At 66.6% G+C, this 17,951-nt stretch carries 16 protein-coding genes; 11 read left to right on the top strand and 5 right to left on the bottom strand.

The window, feature by feature from the left end; all coding sequences use genetic code 11:
- Nucleotides 1-4: 4 nt before the first annotated feature.
- From KZX46_RS16170 to KZX46_RS16160, 3 genes are all read left to right on the top strand, one after another.
- Nucleotides 5-2,215, top strand: a complete 2,211-nt coding sequence (locus tag KZX46_RS16170; protein ID WP_219774834.1) for an RNA degradosome polyphosphate kinase — start codon at nucleotides 5-7, stop codon at nucleotides 2,213-2,215.
- Nucleotides 2,216-2,253: 38 nt separating this feature from the next.
- Nucleotides 2,254-3,732, top strand: a complete 1,479-nt coding sequence (locus KZX46_RS16165) for a Ppx/GppA family phosphatase (protein WP_369426554.1) — start codon at nucleotides 2,254-2,256, stop codon at nucleotides 3,730-3,732.
- Between the two features lie 231 nt (nucleotides 3,733-3,963).
- A complete protein-coding gene (locus tag KZX46_RS16160) occupies nucleotides 3,964-4,572 on the top strand; it encodes a hypothetical protein (protein WP_219774833.1) in 609 nt (202 codons plus the stop codon).
- Nucleotides 4,573-4,582: 10 nt separating this feature from the next.
- Here KZX46_RS16160 and rnd read toward each other — a convergent pair whose 3' ends face one another.
- The 4 genes from rnd to KZX46_RS16140 form a co-directional block, all read right to left on the bottom strand.
- The gene (gene rnd / locus KZX46_RS16155) at nucleotides 4,583-5,749 is read right to left on the bottom strand and encodes a ribonuclease D (protein WP_219774832.1); all 1,167 of its coding nucleotides are present in this window, start codon (nucleotides 5,747-5,749) and stop codon (nucleotides 4,583-4,585) included.
- 98 nt (nucleotides 5,750-5,847) lie between these two features.
- A complete protein-coding gene (locus tag KZX46_RS16150) occupies nucleotides 5,848-6,453 on the bottom strand; it encodes a PEPxxWA-CTERM sorting domain-containing protein (protein WP_219774831.1) in 606 nt (201 codons plus the stop codon).
- A gap of 183 nt (nucleotides 6,454-6,636) precedes the next feature.
- Nucleotides 6,637-6,951, bottom strand: coding sequence for a hypothetical protein (locus KZX46_RS16145; protein WP_219774830.1), 315 nt, complete (start codon nucleotides 6,949-6,951; stop codon nucleotides 6,637-6,639).
- Nucleotides 6,952-7,043: 92 nt separating this feature from the next.
- Complete coding sequence (locus tag KZX46_RS16140) at nucleotides 7,044-7,550, bottom strand: thioredoxin family protein (RefSeq protein ID WP_219774829.1); 507 nt, start codon at nucleotides 7,548-7,550, stop codon at nucleotides 7,044-7,046.
- A gap of 169 nt (nucleotides 7,551-7,719) precedes the next feature.
- On the opposite strand from KZX46_RS16140, the gene aspS reads away from it, so the two are divergent.
- Nucleotides 7,720-9,516: an aspartate--tRNA ligase gene (aspS, locus tag KZX46_RS16135; protein WP_219774828.1), complete on the top strand. Its 1,797-nt coding sequence runs from the start codon at nucleotides 7,720-7,722 to the stop codon at nucleotides 9,514-9,516.
- Nucleotides 9,513-10,304, top strand: a complete 792-nt coding sequence (locus KZX46_RS16130) for a polyphosphate kinase 2 family protein (protein ID WP_219774827.1) — start codon at nucleotides 9,513-9,515, stop codon at nucleotides 10,302-10,304. The genes aspS and KZX46_RS16130 overlap by 4 nt, the downstream gene beginning before the upstream one ends.
- A 427-nt stretch (nucleotides 10,305-10,731) precedes the next feature.
- Here KZX46_RS16130 and KZX46_RS16125 read toward each other — a convergent pair whose 3' ends face one another.
- Nucleotides 10,732-12,771 (bottom strand): lytic transglycosylase domain-containing protein, encoded by a 2,040-nt coding sequence (locus KZX46_RS16125; protein ID WP_219774826.1) that lies wholly within the window; start codon nucleotides 12,769-12,771, stop codon nucleotides 10,732-10,734.
- Nucleotides 12,772-12,827: 56 nt separating this feature from the next.
- On the opposite strand from KZX46_RS16125, the gene dapA reads away from it, so the two are divergent.
- From dapA to recA, 6 genes are all read left to right on the top strand, one after another.
- The gene (gene dapA, locus KZX46_RS16120; RefSeq protein WP_219774825.1) at nucleotides 12,828-13,700 is read left to right on the top strand and encodes a 4-hydroxy-tetrahydrodipicolinate synthase; all 873 of its coding nucleotides are present in this window, start codon (nucleotides 12,828-12,830) and stop codon (nucleotides 13,698-13,700) included.
- Nucleotides 13,700-14,182 (top strand): SsrA-binding protein SmpB, encoded by a 483-nt coding sequence (gene smpB, locus KZX46_RS16115; protein ID WP_216707809.1) that lies wholly within the window; start codon nucleotides 13,700-13,702, stop codon nucleotides 14,180-14,182. Before dapA ends, smpB begins: the two co-directional genes overlap by 1 nt.
- A gap of 2 nt (nucleotides 14,183-14,184) precedes the next feature.
- The gene (locus KZX46_RS16110; RefSeq protein ID WP_219774824.1) at nucleotides 14,185-14,853 is read left to right on the top strand and encodes a sulfite oxidase-like oxidoreductase; all 669 of its coding nucleotides are present in this window, start codon (nucleotides 14,185-14,187) and stop codon (nucleotides 14,851-14,853) included.
- Nucleotides 14,854-14,902: 49 nt separating this feature from the next.
- Nucleotides 14,903-16,402 carry an ATP-binding protein gene (locus tag KZX46_RS16105; protein WP_219774823.1) on the top strand — a complete coding sequence of 500 codons (1,500 nt, stop codon included), beginning with the start codon at nucleotides 14,903-14,905 and terminating at the stop codon, nucleotides 16,400-16,402.
- A gap of 24 nt (nucleotides 16,403-16,426) precedes the next feature.
- Nucleotides 16,427-16,807, top strand: coding sequence for a response regulator (locus tag KZX46_RS16100; RefSeq protein WP_219774822.1), 381 nt, complete (start codon nucleotides 16,427-16,429; stop codon nucleotides 16,805-16,807).
- Between the two features lie 67 nt (nucleotides 16,808-16,874).
- Nucleotides 16,875-17,948: a recombinase RecA gene (recA, locus tag KZX46_RS16095; protein ID WP_219774821.1), complete on the top strand. Its 1,074-nt coding sequence runs from the start codon at nucleotides 16,875-16,877 to the stop codon at nucleotides 17,946-17,948.
- Nucleotides 17,949-17,951: the final 3 nt, after the last annotated feature.

Raw genomic sequence — 17,951 nt, 5'->3', positions numbered from 1 at the left:
CCGGATGGATACCGCACTCACCGTGACCGCCGCCCGCAAGCCATCGCCCGTCGTCGACGGCGTTGCCGACACCGAGCGCTACTTCAACCGCGAGCTGTCGTGGCTGTCGTTCAACGAGCGGGTCCTCGACGAGGCGACAAACCCGAACCATCCGCTGCTCGAGCGGCTGCGCTTCCTGTCGATCTCGGGCAATAACCTCGACGAATTCTACATGGTCCGCGTCGCGGGTCTGCGCGGGCAGGTCAATGCCGGGATTGAGACGCGCTCGCCCGAGGGGGCGACTCCGGCCGAACAGCTCGCCGCGATCGCACGGACCGCCGACCGGCTGATGGACGACCAGCAGCGCGCGTGGGGAGACCTGCGGCGGCGGCTCGCGGGGGTCGACTTTCACGTCCTCAAGGCGGGCGACCTCAGCCGCGACGATACCGCATGGCTCGAACGGCATTTCCTCGAGCAGGTTTTCCCGGTCCTGACCCCGCAGGCGATCGACCCGGCGCACCCGTTCCCGTTCATCCCGAACAAGGGGTTCAGCCTGATTCTCGAACTCCGGCGCAATTCGGACGAGGAAATTCTGCGGGCGTTGCTGATGCTGCCGTCGATGCTGCCGCGCTTCACCCGGCTGCCCGGCAAGATCGCGCGCTACATCAGCCTCGAGGATACGATCCGGCTGTTCTTCGACCAGTTGTTTCCGGGCTATGAGCTGCTCGGCGACGGTGCGTTCCGCGTCATCCGCGACTCGGACATCGAGATCGAGGAGGAGGCTGAGGACCTCGTTCGCTACTACCAGAGTGCGATCAAGCGGCGGCGGCGCGGCGAGGTCATCCGGCTGAAGATCGAGGCTGCGACCCCGCCGGGGCTCCACGCGCTCGTCCGCGACGCGCTCCATGTCGGCGAGCGCGACGTCACCGTCGTCACCGGCATCCTCGGTATAGCCGACCTCGGCGTGCTCGTCGACGAGGATCGCCCCGACCTCAAGTTCGAGCCGTACACGCCGCGCTTCCCCGAGCGGATCCGCGAGCATGGCGGCGACTGCTTCGCCGCGATCCGCGACAAGGACCTTGTCGTCCATCACCCATACGAGAGCTTCGAGGTCGTCCTCGCATTCCTCAAGCAGGCGGCGCTCGACCCCGACGTCATCGCGATCAAGCAGACGCTGTATCGCGCCGGTAAGAACTCGCCAATCGTCCGCGCGCTGATCGACGCCGCCGAGGCGGGCAAGTCAGTCACCGCCGTCGTCGAGTTGAAGGCGCGCTTCGACGAGGAGCAGAATTTGATGTGGGCGGCGGCGCTCGAACGCGCCGGGGTCCAGGTCGTCTACGGTTTCGTCGAGTGGAAGACCCACGCCAAGCTGTCGATGGTCGTCCGTCGCGAGGGCGAGGAGCTGCGCACCTACGTCCATTTCGGCACCGGCAATTATCACCCGGTAACCGCGCGGATCTACACCGACCTGTCGTTCTTCACCGCCGATCCGGTCCTCGCGCGCGATGCGGCGCAGGTGCTCAACTACATCACCGGCTATGTCCAGCCGACCCGGCTGGCGAAGCTCGGCATGTCGCCGCTGACGATGCGCGCCAAGCTATACGGGTTGATCGACGGTGAGATCGAAAACGCCCGCGCCGGGCGTCCGGCGGCGATCTGGCTCAAGCTCAACAGCCTCGTCGACACCCCGATCATCGAGAAATTATACGAAGCAAGTAATGCCGGGGTCGAGATCGACCTGATTATCCGCGGCATCTGCTGCCTCCGACCCGGCGTGCCCGGCATGTCGGAAAACATCAGCGTGCGGTCGGTCATCGGGCGCTTCCTCGAACACAGCCGCATCCTCGCCTTCGGCAATGGCCAGCCGATGCCGTCGCCCGAAGCCAAATTGTTCATCAGCTCGGCCGACTGGATGCCGCGCAACCTCGACCGCCGGGTCGAAGTGCTGGTGCCGATCGAGAACCCGACGGTTCATGCCCAGATCCTCGATCAGGTCATGCTCGCGAACCTCAAGGATACCGAGCAGTCGTGGACGCTTGGGCCCGACGGCCTGTCGACACGCATCGTCCGGGGGGCGCACGAGGCGTTCAATCTCCATCGCTACTTCATGACCAATCCGTCGCTGTCGGGCCGCGGCACCGCGCTGCGCGGGCACGATGTGGTCCCACGGCTGATGCTCGACAGCGATATCGACGAGATGGACGCGCTGCCCGACGCCGGAGCCGCGCGCGAATGAGCTTGATCCTGCCGTGGTCGCGAACCAAGACACCAATCGTGGCGCCCGATAACGACCTTAGCGGTATCATCGACATCGGCTCGAACTCGGTCCGGCTCGTCGTGTATCAGGGGCGCAACCGGACGCCCGCGGTGATCTTCAACGAGAAGGTCATGGCCGGGCTCGGGCGCGGGATCGCCAGCGAAGGCCGGCTGAGCGAAAGCTCGATTCGCGTCGCGGTGACCGCGCTGTCCCGCTTCGCGCATCTCGCGCGCGACATGGGAGTCTCCGACCTGCGCACCGTCGCCACGGCTGCGGTCCGTGAGGCGCGCAACTCACAGCGCTTCATCGATGTCGTCGCCGAGCGCTGCGGCCTGACGATCGAGGTCATCAGCGGCGAGGCCGAGGCGCGCGGCGCGGCGCTCGGCGTGATCGCGGGCATCCCTGCCGCCGACGGCATTGTCGGCGATCTCGGCGGGGGCAGCCTCGAACTGATCCGCGTCGAGGGCGGCGAGGCGCACGAACGCATCTCGCTGCCGATCGGCGCGCTGCGGCTCGATGCGGTGCGGAAGCGCGGCAGCCGGGCGCTGCGCCCGTTCATCGCTGCCGCGCTCGACCAGGTCGACTGGGCGGCGAAGGGCGCGGGCAAGCCGTTCTACATGGTCGGCGGATCGTGGCGCGCGCTCGTCCAGCTCCACATCTACCTCCACGATTACCCGCTGCCGGTAATTCACGAATATTCGATGGACCCGGGCTCGCCCGACCGGCTGGTCCGCTCGCTCGCGCGGATCGATCCAAAGACGTTGAAGGACGTCACCGCGATCTCGACCTCGCGGCTGCCGTCGCTGCCCGGCGCGGCGCTGCTGCTCGGCGCGGTGGTCAAGCGGCTCGGCAGCAGCACGATCGTCGCGAGCGCATACGGCCTGCGCGAGGGGCTGCTGTATGAACGCATGCCGCCCGCGCTCCGCGCCGAAGACCCGCTGATCGCCGCCGCGCGCGACGAGGGCGCACGCCAGGGGCGCTTTCCGGAGCACGGCGACATGCTGATGGCGTGGATGGACGGGCTGTTCGGGACCAAGGAAGCCCCCGACATGCGTCGGCTGCGCCTCGCGACGTGCCTGTTGAGCGACGTCGCGTGGCGCGCGCATCCCGACTTCCGTCCCGAACGCGGGCTCGACGTCGCACTCCACGGTAACTGGGTGGCGGTCGATGCGCGTGAACGGGCGCTGCTCGCCGCATCATTGGTTGCGTGTTTCGGCGGTTCGCCGTCGGGGCCGGCGGCGGAGTTGCTCGCGCGGCTCGCCGATGCGCCGAGCCTCGCCACCGCACGCTGCTGGGGCCTCGCGCTCCGCCTTGGCCAGCGATTGACCGGGGGAACGGCGGTCGCGCTGCAATCGAGCCGCCTCGAAGTCGTCGACGGGGTGCTAACGCTGACGGTGGCCGAACGCGATGCGCCGCTTTACGGCGAGGCGGTGGCGCGGCGGCTCAAGCTGCTGGCGACGGCGCTGGGGTATGAGGCGGCGCACCGCTTCAACTGACGTTACGCGCGGCGCCGCGCGATTCGGCATCGACAATGCCGCATTTTTACTTCCATCAACCACTAAGATTATTGCGCTGCCGCAATAAAACACGCAGATACTGACGCACCGACCAGAAACGATATGGCTTTCGACTCGACCATTGGTTGTTTTAGAAAGATTGATGTGCGTTATTTATTTGTAGCTTTTTATTCGTTATTTGCGGCTTCCCAGTTATCGGCGGCTCCGTATGTGGTCGATTCCGCCAAAGACCGCAATTCGATCGAAAGCCTCGTCGATCACGAACGATTGATTGCGGGCAGGCACGCCGTCGCGGACAGCCCGGCGGTTTTCCCTGGCCAGTCGGCGTCGCCGATGACGCGCAGGCCGATCGTGCTCGCCAGCCCGGCGATCGCGTCGTCGATCCCGCTGCCGGCGTTGCGACCGGCGATGACATCGTTCGAATTCTGCAAAATCCCCGAGGCCAAGCCGCGGGAGCAGATGATGGTCACGGCCAAGCGCTATGCCGGGCGTGCGGCGATCATCGTGGCCGGGGCACTCGGGGCTCTCGCCCTGATCGCCGCGCTCATGGAATCGTATCGCCTCAGTCGTCGGACGAAGACCGGCAGCGCCGTCCGCATCATGCGCACCATCGCGCCGGCCGCCCCCGTCCGCACAGGGGTCACGGTATCATCGCGATCGTACACCGGCCCCGATTGCCGCGTCTGCCAGATGATCGATCAGCGCGCCGGCGAACTGCGTCGCACGACCGACATCCCGCTGAGCGGGCACAAGCGCAACCCGCCCCCGTTTTCGGCGCTATTCCGCTTTCCCGTTGCGGTAGAGAAGCTCGAGGCGTGACGCCGGCGCTTTACGCCGCGGTCGACGTCATCGTCAGCCGACCGGCCTTGACCGTGAACCCGAGCCGCCCGTCGATCAGCGCGAGTGCGTCCTTGCCGAAGACGTCGTAGCGCCAGCCGCCGAGGACGACCAACCCATCGCGGACCCCCCCGGCGATCGCGTCAAGCTCGTCGCCGCGCGCGATCAGCTTCGGCGCGACGTTGGCCTCCTTGGCGCGGATCTTGAGCAGCAGCTTGAGCAGGTCGGCGATCAGCGCGCCCTCGGTCGACAGTCCCGGTCGGGCGACTTCGCGGGTCGGCATGTCGGCGGCGGCCATCGGCTCGGCCTCTTCCAGCGCCCGCATCAGCCGTCGCCCGATGTCGTTCGATGCCCATGCTGCCGACAGGCCGCGCACCTTGGCGAGGTCGGCCTGCGACTTCGGCGCGGTCGCGGCAAGGTCGCCCAGCGTCTCATCCTTGACGATTCGCCCGCGCGGGACATCCTTCGACTTCGCCTCGCGCTCGCGCCACGCCGCGAGCGCCTTGAGACGGCCGAGCACCTCGGGCTTGCGGCTCGGCACGCGGAGGCGGAGCCACGCGGTCTCTGGGTCGTTGGCGTAGGTCGCGGGATCGCAGACCCGCGCCATCTCGTCGTCGAGCCACGCACCGCGTCCGGTCGAGCGCAACTTGTCGACCATCTTGGGGAACAGCTGCGCGAGATAGGTGACGTCGCCGATCGCATAGTCGATCTGGCGGTCGTTGAGCGGACGCCGTGCCCAATCGGTGAAGCGCGCGCCCTTATCGACCGCGACGCCGAGATACGACTGGACGAGGTTCGTATAGCTGACCTGCTCGCCCTGGCCGAGCGCCATCGCCGCGACCTGCGTGTCGAACAACGGGGAGGGGGTCTTGCCGGTCAGGTTGTAGATGATCTCGAGGTCTTGCCCCGCGGCGTGGAACACCTTGAGGACGTCGTCCTCGACGAGCAGCTTGAGCAGCGGCGCAAGGTCGATGCCGGGGGCCTTGGGGTCGATCGCCGCCGCCTCGCCGCCGCCAGCGATCTGGAGCAGGCATAGATCGGGGAAAAACGTGTTCTCGCGCATGAATTCGGTGTCGACCGTGACGAAATCAGCGGTCTTCAGGCGGTCACACAAAGCGGAAAGCGTAACAGTATCGGTAATCAACGGGTGAATCAGCATCGCCTTGCATAACCGTTGCGGCGGATAAGGGCTAGAGGCGTCCCGCGCACGCTCGGCCGGGGCCGAAGACCTGGCGACCGGCGTGCGCAAGACGACGATCACGCCGCGACGGACGCCCGCCGCTGCCGCAACGCCGCTCCGGCCAAGGCAAAGCCGGCGATCATCAGTGACCATGCGGCGGGTTCGGGGACCGAAGTGGTCACGGTGACGAAACCGCCGTTATCGTTGTAATAGCTCGCCGAGCCGGTCAGCGCATAGCCATCGGCAAAGCCGAAGTAGAGCTTGGTCGCCCCGGTCGGCACGACGATCGTGAAGCTCGAGCCGATGTTCAGGACCGCATTCGAGGCGCCGCCAGTAAACGTCCCGAGCAGCCCGAACGAGCGCGTACCGAGATAGTCGGCGACGCCGCTTCCGGTCGGGTTGGTCACGACAGCGCTGCCGGCGACAGGGTTGGTCGCAAAGCCGTCGGCATCGGTGACGAGACCGGACCCGATCGCCGGGGTCACCGTGCCGAAGGCCGAAATCCGCAGCTTCTCGCCCGCGAACACCGTGATCGACGGCGGCAGCGATCCGCCGCCGCCGGGCAGCGCCGGGAGGGTGGTCAAGCCGGCCGCGAAGATGATCGAGTTCGCCGGGACGACGAAAGTTGCGGCATGTGCCGAACCGGCCAGCAAAAGGCCGAGTACCGCGATCGTCCGAACCATCGAAAATTCCCTGTCTACGAGCCTTTGTGACTCGCGGCAGACGAAGCAATATTCGTGCCATATCCGTAACGATATGGGATGGCAGGGCTTTGGCTTGGCACCTGCAGGACAGTGTGTCGGATGTGTAAAGTCCACCGACACTTTTGCGCGAAGTCGCCTGCAAGGCCGATCACGAAAGCTCGCCTAATTCTGCGCCTCGAACGCGGGCATGGGCAGAACGGTCGCCTTGGGATCGAGCGACAACAGGGCGCGGGCGTGCGTCTTGTAGCGCTCGGCGAGCTGGTCGAACTCGGCGCGGCGGCCCTCGATCTGCGCGCTGGTCAGCGCCGACGACAGCATCGCGACCGAATTGCGGTGGAAGGCGATGCGCCGCTCGTTTGCCGCCAGCAGCCAGACAATCGGGCGGCGGCGAAAGTGGAACAGCACCGCAACGACCACCGCGACGGTGATCAGCCCGAAGCCGGTCGTCATCAATCCAATCAGCGTGCTGCTCGACATCGTGTCCCTAACCGGGCGCGATGCCCATCCGCTCAACTAAGTACAGTGAGCGACGGGTAAAGTGCCGCGATGCCGCAGTCGAGTGCTTCCGCTCAGCCGGCCCATTGTGCGAGCCAGTCGGCGAGCGCCTGCGGGGTCATGTTGCGGGCGTCCGACAGCGCAGCGTAGCGGTCGGGATTGCGCGTCTTGCCCGACACCGGATCGACGATCATCACCATCGGCACGCCCTTGACGCTGGCACCGTACGCCTCGGCAACGTCGAGGTTCTTGTCGCGGCGGCCGATGTCGACCGTCACGACCTCATAGTGCTTGCTGAGGAATGCCTTAACCTCGGGCACCGCCATCACCCCGGCGAGGACGCGGCAGTCGGGGCACCAGTTGCCGCCGAGGTCGATCAGCAGCAGCTTGTGGCTCGCCTTCGCCCGCTTGCGCGCCGCGTCGACCTGCACCTTGCCGACCGCTTCGGTGTCGTACGGGATGGGGAGCGGCTGGGGCAGGTCGTCGAGGGTCGCGATGCTGACCCGCGGCGCGGCCGCGGCATTGGCAGGTGCGGCGGCGAGCGCGGTGACAACGGCAGCGGCGGCGAGAACGAGCTTCATCGGGGTCTCCATTTGGTTGGTGACGATTGCCGAAGCGCGCCGCCGCTGACCAACAACAAGTCCTTGCCGTTGCCCAAGCCGCGCCCTCTGCACGATGCCTCACCTTGACAATTCGGACGTCAGCGTGTGTCACCCCCGTCGCTCACCGCACAGTTCGAACGGTTCATCCATGCACGCCTATCGCACCCACACCTGCGCCGCGCTCCGCGCCGAGGACGCCGGCACGATCGCCCGCCTGTCGGGCTGGGTCCACCGCAAGCGCGATCACGGCGGCGTGCTGTTCGTCGACTTGCGCGACCATTACGGCCTGACGCAGATCGTCGCCAACACCGGCTCCGAGGCGTTCGACATCCTCGACAAGCTGCGCGCCGAGAGCGTGGTCACGATAACCGGCGATGTCGTCGCGCGCGCCCCTGAAGCGGTCAACCCGAAGATGCCGACCGGGGCGATCGAGCTTCGCGCTGGCGAGGTCACGGTCCAGTCGCGCGCCGACGAGCTGCCGCTGCCGGTCGCGGGCGAGGCCGACTACCCCGAGGAAATCCGCCTCAAGTACCGCTACCTCGACCTTCGCCGCGAACGCCTCCACCGCAACATCATGCTGCGCTCGAACGTCATCGCCTCGCTGCGCCGCCGAATGATCGACCAGGGCTTTACCGAGTTCCAGACGCCGATCCTGACCGCGAGCAGCCCCGAGGGCGCGCGCGACTTCCTCGTCCCGAGCCGCGTCCACCCGGGCAAGTTCTACGCGCTGCCGCAGGCGCCGCAGATGTTCAAGCAGCTGCTGATGGTCGCGGGCTTCGACCGCTATTTCCAGATCGCGCCGTGCTTCCGCGATGAGGACGCGCGCGCCGACCGTTCGCCCGGCGAGTTCTACCAGCTCGACTTCGAGATGAGCTTCGTCACGCAGGACGATGTCTTTGCAGCGATCGAGCCGGTGCTGGCGGGTGTGTTCGTCGAGTTCACCGGCTTCGTCGACGGCAAGCCCAAGACCGTCACCGATACCCCGTTCCCGCGCATTGCCTACGCCGATTCGATGATGAAGTACGGCAACGACAAGCCCGACCTCCGTAACCCGCTGATCATCCAAGACGTCACCGAGCATTTCCGCGGCAGCGGCTTCGGCATCTTCGCCCGGATGATCGAGGGCGGGGCGGTCGTCCGCGCGGTCCCGGCTCCCGGCGCAGGGCTCAAAGCGCGCAGCTTCTTCGACGGCATGAACGACTGGGCGCGTGCCGAGGGTTGGGCGGGCTTGGGCTATATGAACTTCAAGAGCGGCGAGCCGGGCGGTCCGATCGCCAAGAACCTCGGCCCCGAGCGTGTCGCCGCGATCGTCGCGCAACTCGGCCTCGGCCCCGATGACGGCGTGTTCTTTGCCGCCGACAAGCCGCTTAAGGCCGCCAAGCTTGCGGGCCTCGCGCGGACCAAGGTCGGCGAGGACCTCGGGCTGGTCGAGCAGGGGTGCTACAAGTTCTGCTGGATCGTCGACTTCCCGATGTTCGAGTATGACGAGGACGCGAAGAAGCTCGACTTCAGCCACAACCCGTTCTCGATGCCGCAGGGCGAACTCGAGGCGCTCGAGACCAAGGACCCGCTCGACATCCTCGCCTACCAGTATGACATCGTCTGCAACGGCGTCGAACTGTCGTCGGGCGCGATCCGCAACCATCGCCCCGAGATCATGTACAAGGCGTTCGAGATCGCCGGCTACTCGCAGGCCGACGTCGATCGCGATTTCGCCGGCATGATCAACGCGTTTAAGTTCGGCGCGCCGCCGCACGGCGGCTCGGCCCCGGGCGTCGACCGCATCGTCATGCTCCTCGCCGACGAGCCGAACATCCGCGAGGTGGTGGTCTTCCCGATGAACCAGAAGGCGGAGGACCTGATGATGAACGCGCCGTCGGCAGTCCCGGCGAAGTCGTTGCGCGAGCTGCACATCCGCACCGTTGAGCCGGTCGGCAAGCCATGAGCAAGATCCGCCTCAAGGACTATGAGGGCACGCCCGAGATCAAGCGCGCCGACTACGACACGCAACTCCTCGCGCTTCAGTACAAGCTCCAGCTGATCCAGGCGGCGTATATCACGCAGGGCCTGCGCGGGATCGTTGCGATCGAGGGCTGGGACGCGGCGGGCAAGGGCGGGCTGATCCAGCGGATGACGACCGAGCTCGACCAGCGCTATAGCGATGTCTGGTCGATCGGCACCCCGACCAAGGACGAACTCAACCACCATTTCCTGTGGCGCTTCTGGGCGAAGCTGCCCGGCTGCCGCGAGATCGCGATCTTCGACCGGACATGGTACGGGCGCGTCCTCGTCGAGCGGGTCGACAAGCTGACCCCCAAGCCCGACTGGAAGCGCGGCTACGACGAGATCAACGATTTCGAAGCGCAGCAGATCGCCGACGGCACGCGCATCGCCAAGATCTTCCTCCACATCACCCAGCGCGAGCAGGACAAGCGGCTCCGCGAACGGCTCGAGACGCCGTACAAACGGTGGAAGACCGGGCCTGAGGATTACCATAACCGCTCGATGCGCGACGCTTATTGCGAGGCGTACGAGGACATGTTCGACAAGACGTCGACCCCGCACGCGCCGTGGACGGTGATCGCCGCCGACGACAAGAAGACCGCGCGGATCGCCGCGATCGAGGCGGTAATCGCGACGTTGGGCGAGGATGTGGATTTGACGTACCCGCCGGTTTCGCCGGAGTTGCGGGCGCTGGCGGAAGCGGCGCTGGGTGTTACGCTTAAGGTTTAGGTGCGGCGGGGAGGAGAGGGGCGGCCCAGCAATAACCGACTCCAGTGCCACGACAACTAACCGTTAAGTCGTCATCCCGGCGAAGGCCGGGAGCCACGGTTGTGCGCAATGCGGATTTCGTCGCCTGGCACGACGGTGGATCCCGGCCTTCGCCGGGATGACACTGAGAGTGTGGGGCTGCTAAACGCACTTTCCCCTGTCCTACACCCCCGAAAAAGCGATACGCCCGCCCCCAGTCGAGCCGCCACCGGGCGGCGGGAAATGTGTGCGTTCTCATCGCTGGTTTCTTGTTCGCCCCGAAGAGGCGAAGGCGAAAAAACACATGCGTTTGTGTGAACTTATTTTGAACTTAGCGTTGGATTGCTGTGGGCAATCGTCGACGGATTGTATCCGATCGGGCCACAACCCGTTGAAATAGCGTCTTTTATCACCCCGGTGTCCGCTTCCCCAGATACGCGCTCAGCCGGTTCGACGCCGGCATCGTCGCGGTCGACGGGTGGAGCAGGTCGTAAACCACCGCGTTCGCCAGCACCCGCTGGACATAGTCGCGGGTCTCGCTGAATGGGATCAGCTCGACCCAGTCGACGACGTCGGTGCCGGGGATGCGCGGATCGCCGTTGAGCGCGAGGAACTTGCGGACGTTGCCTGGCCCGGCGTTGTACGCCGCGACCGCAAGCACGTTGCTGCCGCCGAGATTGTCGCGGATGCGCCCGTAATACGCCGCGCCGAGCGTGACGTTGAACACCGGGTCGTCGGTCAGGCGGCTCATCGAGTACGGCAGGCCGAGCTTGGCCGCCTGCTCCGACGCGGTCGCCGGGAGCAATTGCATCAGCCCGCGGGCGTTGGCGGAACTGACCGCGGCGCGGTCGAACTGCGTCTCCTGCCGGGCGATCGCGTGGACCATCGTGAAATCGGCCGCAAGCGTCGGCGGCAGGCTGAGCAACGGGTAGGCGACGTCGAGCAGCGCCAGTTCGCCGCCCAAGCGCGCCGCCTTGCCGGTCAGGACGCCAAGGTCGGGACGGTCGAGCGCGGCACCGAGGTCGGCGAGCAGGCGCTGCTGCTCGGGGGTCTCGGCATGTTCGACGAGCGCCTTCATGAACAAAGTCTGCCGCGCCCGGTCGCCGATCTCACCGAGCGCGCGCGTCACCCGGACGAGCTCGTCGGCGTTGAACTTGTCGCGCGCCTCGCGACTGACCGCGACCGGAGTTGCGGCGGGGAGGCTCAGCGTCGGGGCGATGTGCTCGGCGGCGAGCTGGCCGTAGTAATAATCGGCGTGAGTCGCGGCAGCGGCGTAATAGACCCTTGCGTCGGGGTTGGCCGCCGCTTCAGCGGCGCGGCCCGACCAGTAATCGCCGCGTGCCTGGCTGACGGGAGTCAGCGCGGCATCGCGGACGCGCTCGAAGTGGGTCAGCGCCATCGCCGGCTGGTTGAGGCGGCGGAGCGCGATCCAACCCGCCAGCCACTCGTTGTCGATCAGGCCCTGCCGCTCGCCGAGCGTCTGCTCGCTCAACGGCTTGCCGAGCGCGAAGGCGTGGTGGCCATCGGCGATCTTGTAGGCGAGGTCGAACTGGCCGTCGCGCATCGCCGCGCGGGCAAGCTCGAGCCGCAGCTTGAGCCACTGCTCGGGATCGGTCACCAGCCCCGGCGCGCCGTCATACGTCGCCATCGCCGCCCGCGCGCCGGCCATGTCGCCGGTACGCTTGAGCCACGTCGCCTGAGCGTAGATCACTCCGGGATCGTTGCGGGCCGCCGCTGGCAGGCTCGCCAGCGCACTGCTCGCACCGACGCCGGTCAACATCGCGATCCGCGCCGCCGCAACCGCGCGGACGTCGGGCGGAACGAGACCGAGCATCCGGCCCGCGGCGGTCGTCTCGCCGCGCCACAGCAGCCGGTCGAGGCGCGCGACATTGTCGGCGGGGGTCAGCGCGGTGGCGAACTCGTTCTGCAGCTGGATCTCCGCGACGGCATCGAGCCCGCCCGAGACCCACGCGGCGCGGGCATTGGCGTTCGCCGAGGCGACGTCGCGCGCCACGAGCTGCGCCTCGGCGAGGCGGAACTTCGCCAGTGACGACAACGGCGGGTAGTCGCGGAAAAAGGCGATGCGTTCGGGGAAGCCGACGCGGTCGTCGATCAGCTTTTCGGCGCGGCGGCGGAGCAGCGTCTCCGACGGCCAGCCGGGGTGTGCCCGGAGGAAGGCGGAAATCTCGGCGAAGCTCGCCGGACCGGTGTCGCGGCGCAGCCGGTCCCACACGACGACGGCGTCCATCAGCGGGTCGGTCGCCGGGTTGACGATCGGCGACAGCGGCAGGGTGTTGAACCGCCCCGCCGCAGTCTCGGCCAGCCGGGCGGTGTAATACGCCCTCACTGCGGGGCTCAGTGCCGCCGCCGCGGTCGATGCCGCCATCAGGATCGCAACCCCGATCCAGCGGAGTTTGCGGAAGCCGCGCCTTGGCTCCATATCACGCATTGAGATACTCATCCGCGCCTGACTAGACGGTCGAGCGGCGCGGCGGAAGGCAAGGCATGTTTAACGGATCGATTCCGGCGCTGGTGACCCCGTTCAAGGACGGCAAAGTCGACGAAACGGCGTTCGCCAGCTTCGTCGACTGGCAGGTCGCGAGCGGCTCGACCGCGCTGGTGCCGTGCGGCACCACCGGCGAATCGGCGACGCTGACAATCGACGAGCACAACCGCGTCATCGCGCTTACGGTCGAGGCAGCAGGCGGCCGCGTGCCCGTCATCGCCGGCTGCGGATCGAACGACACCGCGACCGCGCTGATCCACATGCGCCACGCCAAGCACGTCGGTGCCGATGCCGCGCTCGTCGTCTGCCCCTATTACAACAAGCCGAGCCAGGCGGGGTTGATCGCGCACTTCACCGCGCTCGCCGAGGGCTGCGACCTGCCGATCATCATCTACAACATCCCCGGCCGCTCGGTCGTCGACATGTCGGTCGAGACGATGGCGACGCTGGCGAAACTGCCCGGCATCATCGGGGTCAAGGATGCGACCGGCAATCTCGGCCGGGTCTCGGCGCAACGCGCGGCGTGCGGCGACGACTTCTGCCAATTGTCGGGCAACGACGAGACCGCGCTCGGCTACATGGCGATGGGCGGCGTGGGATGCATCTCGGTAACCGCCAATGTCGCACCCGACCTCTGCGCGCAGTTCCAGGCCGCCTGCGCCGCCGGGGATTACGCTGCCGCACTGGCGCTGCAGGACCGGCTCTACCCGCTCCACGACGCGCTGTTCAGCGATGCGAGTCCCGGACCGACGAAGTACGCGCTCGAACGCCTCGGCCGCATGAGCATCGCCACCCGCCTGCCGATCACCCCGCCGTCGCCCGCCGCGCGCGCCCGCGTCGATGCGGCGCTCGCCCATGCAGGGCTCGTCTGATGGCGCGAGCTTTCGTCAACACCGGCATCAAGGCCAAGATCGTCGCCGAGAACCGCAAGGCGCGGTACGAATTCTTCATCGACGAGGTCGTCGAGGCGGGGATCGCGCTTGCCGGGACCGAGGTCAAGGCACTGCGGCAGGGTGAAGGCTCGATCGCCGAGTCGTACGCCGAATTGAAGGACGGCCAGATGTGGCTGGTCAACGCCAACATCCCCGAGTTCAGCCACGGCAACCGCAACAACCACGAGCCAAAGCGCCCGCGCAAATTGCTCATGCACGCCAAGCAGATCAGCAAGTTCAACGGCGCGGTGACGCGGCAGGGGATGACGGTCATCCCGCTGATGATCTATTTCAACGACCGCGGCCGCGCCAAGGTCGAACTCGCGCTCGCCAAGGGCAAGAAACTCCACGACAAGCGCGAGACCGAGAAGACGCGCGACTGGAAGCGTGACGCAGCGCGGATCATGCGCGAGCGAGGGTGACGATGGCCGACGACGACATCACCGCCGAGCCCGGCTTTCGCGACAAGCTTGTCGCGTCGAAGCAGGCGTGGGCGCGCGCCGGGAGGCTGCTGACGGGCAAGGACGCCGATCCCGCCACCGACCGCCTGCCGCCGGGGCAGCGGCTCACCGACAACTGGCCGGTGCTCGATCTGGGTATCCAGCCCGACGTGCCGCGCGATCAGTGGGAACTGACTGTCGGCGGGCTTGTCGAGACGCCGGTGACATGGAACTTCGCCGCTTTGATGGCCGAGCCGCAGTTCCAGGATACTTCGGACATCCACTGCGTGACGTCATGGTCACGCTACGACAATCGCTGGCAGGGCGTGTCGACGCGGCATCTGATCGACGTCGTCCGGCCAACGCCCGAAGCCGCGCACGTCGTCCTTCACGGCTATGATGGCTACGTGACCAACCTGCGCCTCGCCGACTTTGTCGATGACGACTGCCTCCTCGCGCACAGCCACGACGGCAAGCCGATTACCCGCGAACATGGCGGGCCGGTCCGCGTCATCATTCCGCGTTACTATTTGTGGAAGTCGGCGAAGTGGCTAAAGGCGATCGAGTTCGTCGCCGCCGACCATCCCGGTTTCTGGGAGACACGCGGCTACCACAACATCGCCGACCCGTGGCTGGAACAGCGCTATAGTTGATTACCCTCCTCCATTCAGCATCGGGGCGACGCTAGGCGCGCTCCGTGTCATGAATATCCTCCCGCTCGGGTTGGCGCTGCTCGACGGCGGCGGCCAGTGCATCCAGACGAATGCGGTGTTCAACGAAACCGTCGGCAGCGATTGCACGAGCGGCGACGGCATCCTCGCGCTCGCGGTCGAGGACGACCGGGCACAGCTCGCCAAGGCGATCGTCCAGGTTCTCGACGGGACGGTCGACGGGCAGGAAGTGCGGCTCCGCCTCGCGGCGCGTCCCGACGAGACCGTCGTCGTGACCCTCGCGCCCGCGCCCGCCAACTGGGGATTCGCGGCGCTGATCGCGGTCCGCGATATCCGCGAGCAGGTCCGCCTCGAGCAACAGGTCGCGCAGGCGACGAAGATGCAGGCGGTCGGCCAGCTGGCCGGCGGCATCGCGCACGACTTCAACAATATCCTCACCGCCATTCTCGGCCTGTGCGACCAGCTGCTCGACCGGCATCCGGAAGGCACACCCGACTTCGAGGACATCGATCAGGTTCGCCAGAACGGCAACCGGGCAGCCAACCTCGTCCGCCAGCTGCTCGCTTTTGCCCGCCAGCAGACGCTGCGTCCGCAGGTGCTCGATGTCGCGAGTGTCATCGACGCTTTGAAGCCGTTGCTACGGCGGCTCGTCGGCCCCGATGTCGACCTCATCGTCGTCAACCATGGCGGTGCGGGAGCGGTTCGCGCCGACCCGGGCCAGCTCGAGCAGGTTCTGGTCAACCTGTCGGTCAACGCGCGTGATGCGATGAGCGCCAAGGGACGGCTGACGATCACGATCCGCGGCGTCCCGGCGGCCGAAGTGCCCGGTCTGGGCCACCGCATCATCCCGACGATCGATCTTGTTGCGATTTCGGTCAGCGACACCGGGACCGGCATTCCGCCCGAGATCGCCGCGAAAATCTTCGAGCCGTTCTTCACGACCAAGCCGGTCGGGCAGGGGACAGGGCTTGGTCTGTCGACGGTTTATGGCATCGTCAAACAAACCGGCGGTTTCGTCTTCGCCGAGCCGGTCGCCGAAGGCGGGACGTGTTTCGTCGTCTATCTGCCGGCAAGCGCGGCGCCAGCGGTGGTGCCCGTCGCGCAACGGCCGCGACAGCGTCCGCCGCTGATGGGGACGGTGCTTCTCGTCGAAGACGACCGCGCCGTCCGGCTCGTCGTCGAACGGGCGCTGCGTCGCCATGGTCTCGGGGTCATTGCGCTCGGCGATGCGTCGACCGCGCTCGATCTGATCGAGCAGGGGGAGACGCTGATCGACCTGCTCGTTTCCGATGTCGTCATGCCGGGAATGGACGGTGTCGATCTGCTCCGTCGCGCCCGGGCGCGTTGCCCGGCTCTGCCGGTCGTCTTGATGTCGGGCTATGCCGAACCGCCGCAGCGGCGGGCGCTGGTTCGCGCCGGCGTCGTCTTCCTGCCGAAGCCCTTTTCGGTCGAAGATCTGCTCGACGCGGTCCATACCGCGCTTGCCGCGGTCCCGCTTGACATGCCCCTGCCTCCTTCTATCGGTGCTTAGCGTGAACCAAACTGTAGTTTTGCCATGAATACCGCAGCACAGGCGCAATCGCAGGCGACAGGATCACGCCGCGTCCTCATCGTCGAAGACGAGGTCCTGATCGCCATGGTGCTCGAGGACGTGCTCGACCTGCTCGGACATCGGGTCGTCGGCACCCCATCGACATACGCCGAGGCCGACGCCGCCATTGCAGCGGGCGGGTTCGATCTCGCCATTCTCGACGTCAATCTTGGGAACGACCCGGTCTTTCCGCTTGCCGACAAGCTGCAGGAGAGCGGGGTGGCGATCATCTTCGCGACCGGATCGCACCGCGATTCACTGCCGTCGCGCTTCGCGAGTGCGCCCGTTCTCGAAAAGCCGTACGCGGTGCAGGCCGTCGAGACGGCACTCGGCGAACTCGCATAGTTCACGACTTGTTCTTGTAGAACAGACATGGTACGGCTCGGCCCTGGATACGGCAGGGAGACGGGTGATGGCGGCGGCGCTGAAAGTGGTTGGGGGCGACATGGACAAGGCAAAGGCGCTGGAAGCAGCGCTGGCACAGATTGATCGCGCCTTCGGCAAGGGCTCGGTGATGAAGCTCGGCTCGCGCGCCACGATGGAGATCGAGAGCAGCCCGACGGGTTCGCTCGGCCTCGATATCGCGCTCGGCATCGGCGGCCTGCCCCGCGGCCGCGTCATCGAGATTTATGGCCCCGAGAGCTCGGGCAAGACGACGCTCGCGCTGCACGCGATCGCCGAGGCGCAGAAGAATGGCGGGACCGCGGCCTTCGTCGACGCTGAACACGCGCTCGATCCGGCCTATGCCAAGAAGCTCGGCGTCAACATCGACGAACTGATCGTGTCGCAGCCCGACACCGGTGAGCAGGCGCTCGAGATCGTCGATACGCTCGTCCGGTCGAATGCGATCGACGTGCTGGTGATCGATTCGGTCGCCGCCCTCGTTCCCCGCGCCGAAATCGAAGGCGAGATGGGCGACAGCCATGTCGGTCTCCAGGCGCGATTGATGAGCCAGTCGCTGCGCAAGCTGACCGGGTCGATCAGCCGCTCGCGCTGCATCGTCATCTTCATCAACCAGCTGCGGATGAAGATCGGCGTGATGTACGGCAATCCGGAGACGACGACCGGCGGCAACGCGCTCAAATTCTATGCCAGCGTCCGCCTCGACATCCGCCGCACCGGCCAGATCAAGGATCGCGACGAAGTCGTCGGCAACACCACGCGGGTGAAGGTCGTCAAGAACAAGGTGTCGCCGCCGTTCAAGCAGGTCGAATTCGACATCATGTATGGCGAGGGCATTTCGAAGATTGGCGAGATCCTCGATCTCGGCGTCAAGGCGGGCGTCGTCGAGAAGTCGGGGGCGTGGTTCAGCTACGACTCGATCAGGATCGGTCAGGGCCGCGAGAATTCGAAGAAGTTCCTCAAGGAAAACCCCGACATTCGCGACCGGATCGAGAAGGCCGTGCGCGACAACGCGGCTGGCATCGGGGAAGCTTTGATGGTTGGCCTGTCGGCCGACGACGACACGGGTGACGACGAAATGTGAGAT

It is taken from the genome of Polymorphobacter sp. PAMC 29334, from assembly GCF_019431245.1.
Lineage (GTDB): Bacteria > Pseudomonadota > Alphaproteobacteria > Sphingomonadales > Sphingomonadaceae > Polymorphobacter_B > Polymorphobacter_B megasporae.
This window is presented reverse-complemented; position numbering and strand designations above follow the sequence as displayed.

Excerpts from the sequence above, each read along its gene's own strand:
- KZX46_RS16170 (WP_219774834.1), top strand. The coding sequence starts at position 5 with ATGGATACCGCACTCACCGTGACCGCCGCCCGCAAGCCATCGCCCGTC.
- rnd (WP_219774832.1), bottom strand. The coding sequence starts at position 5,749 with ATGCTGATTCACCCGTTGATTACCGATACTGTTACGCTTTCCGCTTTG.
- KZX46_RS16150 (WP_219774831.1), bottom strand. The coding sequence starts at position 6,453 with ATGGTTCGGACGATCGCGGTACTCGGCCTTTTGCTGGCCGGTTCGGCA.
- KZX46_RS16145 (WP_219774830.1), bottom strand. The coding sequence starts at position 6,951 with ATGTCGAGCAGCACGCTGATTGGATTGATGACGACCGGCTTCGGGCTG.
- KZX46_RS16140 (WP_219774829.1), bottom strand. The coding sequence starts at position 7,550 with ATGAAGCTCGTTCTCGCCGCCGCTGCCGTTGTCACCGCGCTCGCCGCC.
- aspS (WP_219774828.1), top strand. The coding sequence starts at position 7,720 with ATGCACGCCTATCGCACCCACACCTGCGCCGCGCTCCGCGCCGAGGAC.
- KZX46_RS16130 (WP_219774827.1), top strand. The coding sequence starts at position 9,513 with ATGAGCAAGATCCGCCTCAAGGACTATGAGGGCACGCCCGAGATCAAG.
- KZX46_RS16125 (WP_219774826.1), bottom strand. The coding sequence starts at position 12,771 with ATGCGTGATATGGAGCCAAGGCGCGGCTTCCGCAAACTCCGCTGGATC.
- dapA (WP_219774825.1), top strand. The coding sequence starts at position 12,828 with ATGTTTAACGGATCGATTCCGGCGCTGGTGACCCCGTTCAAGGACGGC.
- smpB (WP_216707809.1), top strand. The coding sequence starts at position 13,700 with ATGGCGCGAGCTTTCGTCAACACCGGCATCAAGGCCAAGATCGTCGCC.
- KZX46_RS16110 (WP_219774824.1), top strand. The coding sequence starts at position 14,185 with ATGGCCGACGACGACATCACCGCCGAGCCCGGCTTTCGCGACAAGCTT.
- KZX46_RS16105 (WP_219774823.1), top strand. The coding sequence starts at position 14,903 with ATGAATATCCTCCCGCTCGGGTTGGCGCTGCTCGACGGCGGCGGCCAG.
- KZX46_RS16100 (WP_219774822.1), top strand. The coding sequence starts at position 16,427 with ATGAATACCGCAGCACAGGCGCAATCGCAGGCGACAGGATCACGCCGC.
- recA (WP_219774821.1), top strand. The coding sequence starts at position 16,875 with ATGGCGGCGGCGCTGAAAGTGGTTGGGGGCGACATGGACAAGGCAAAG.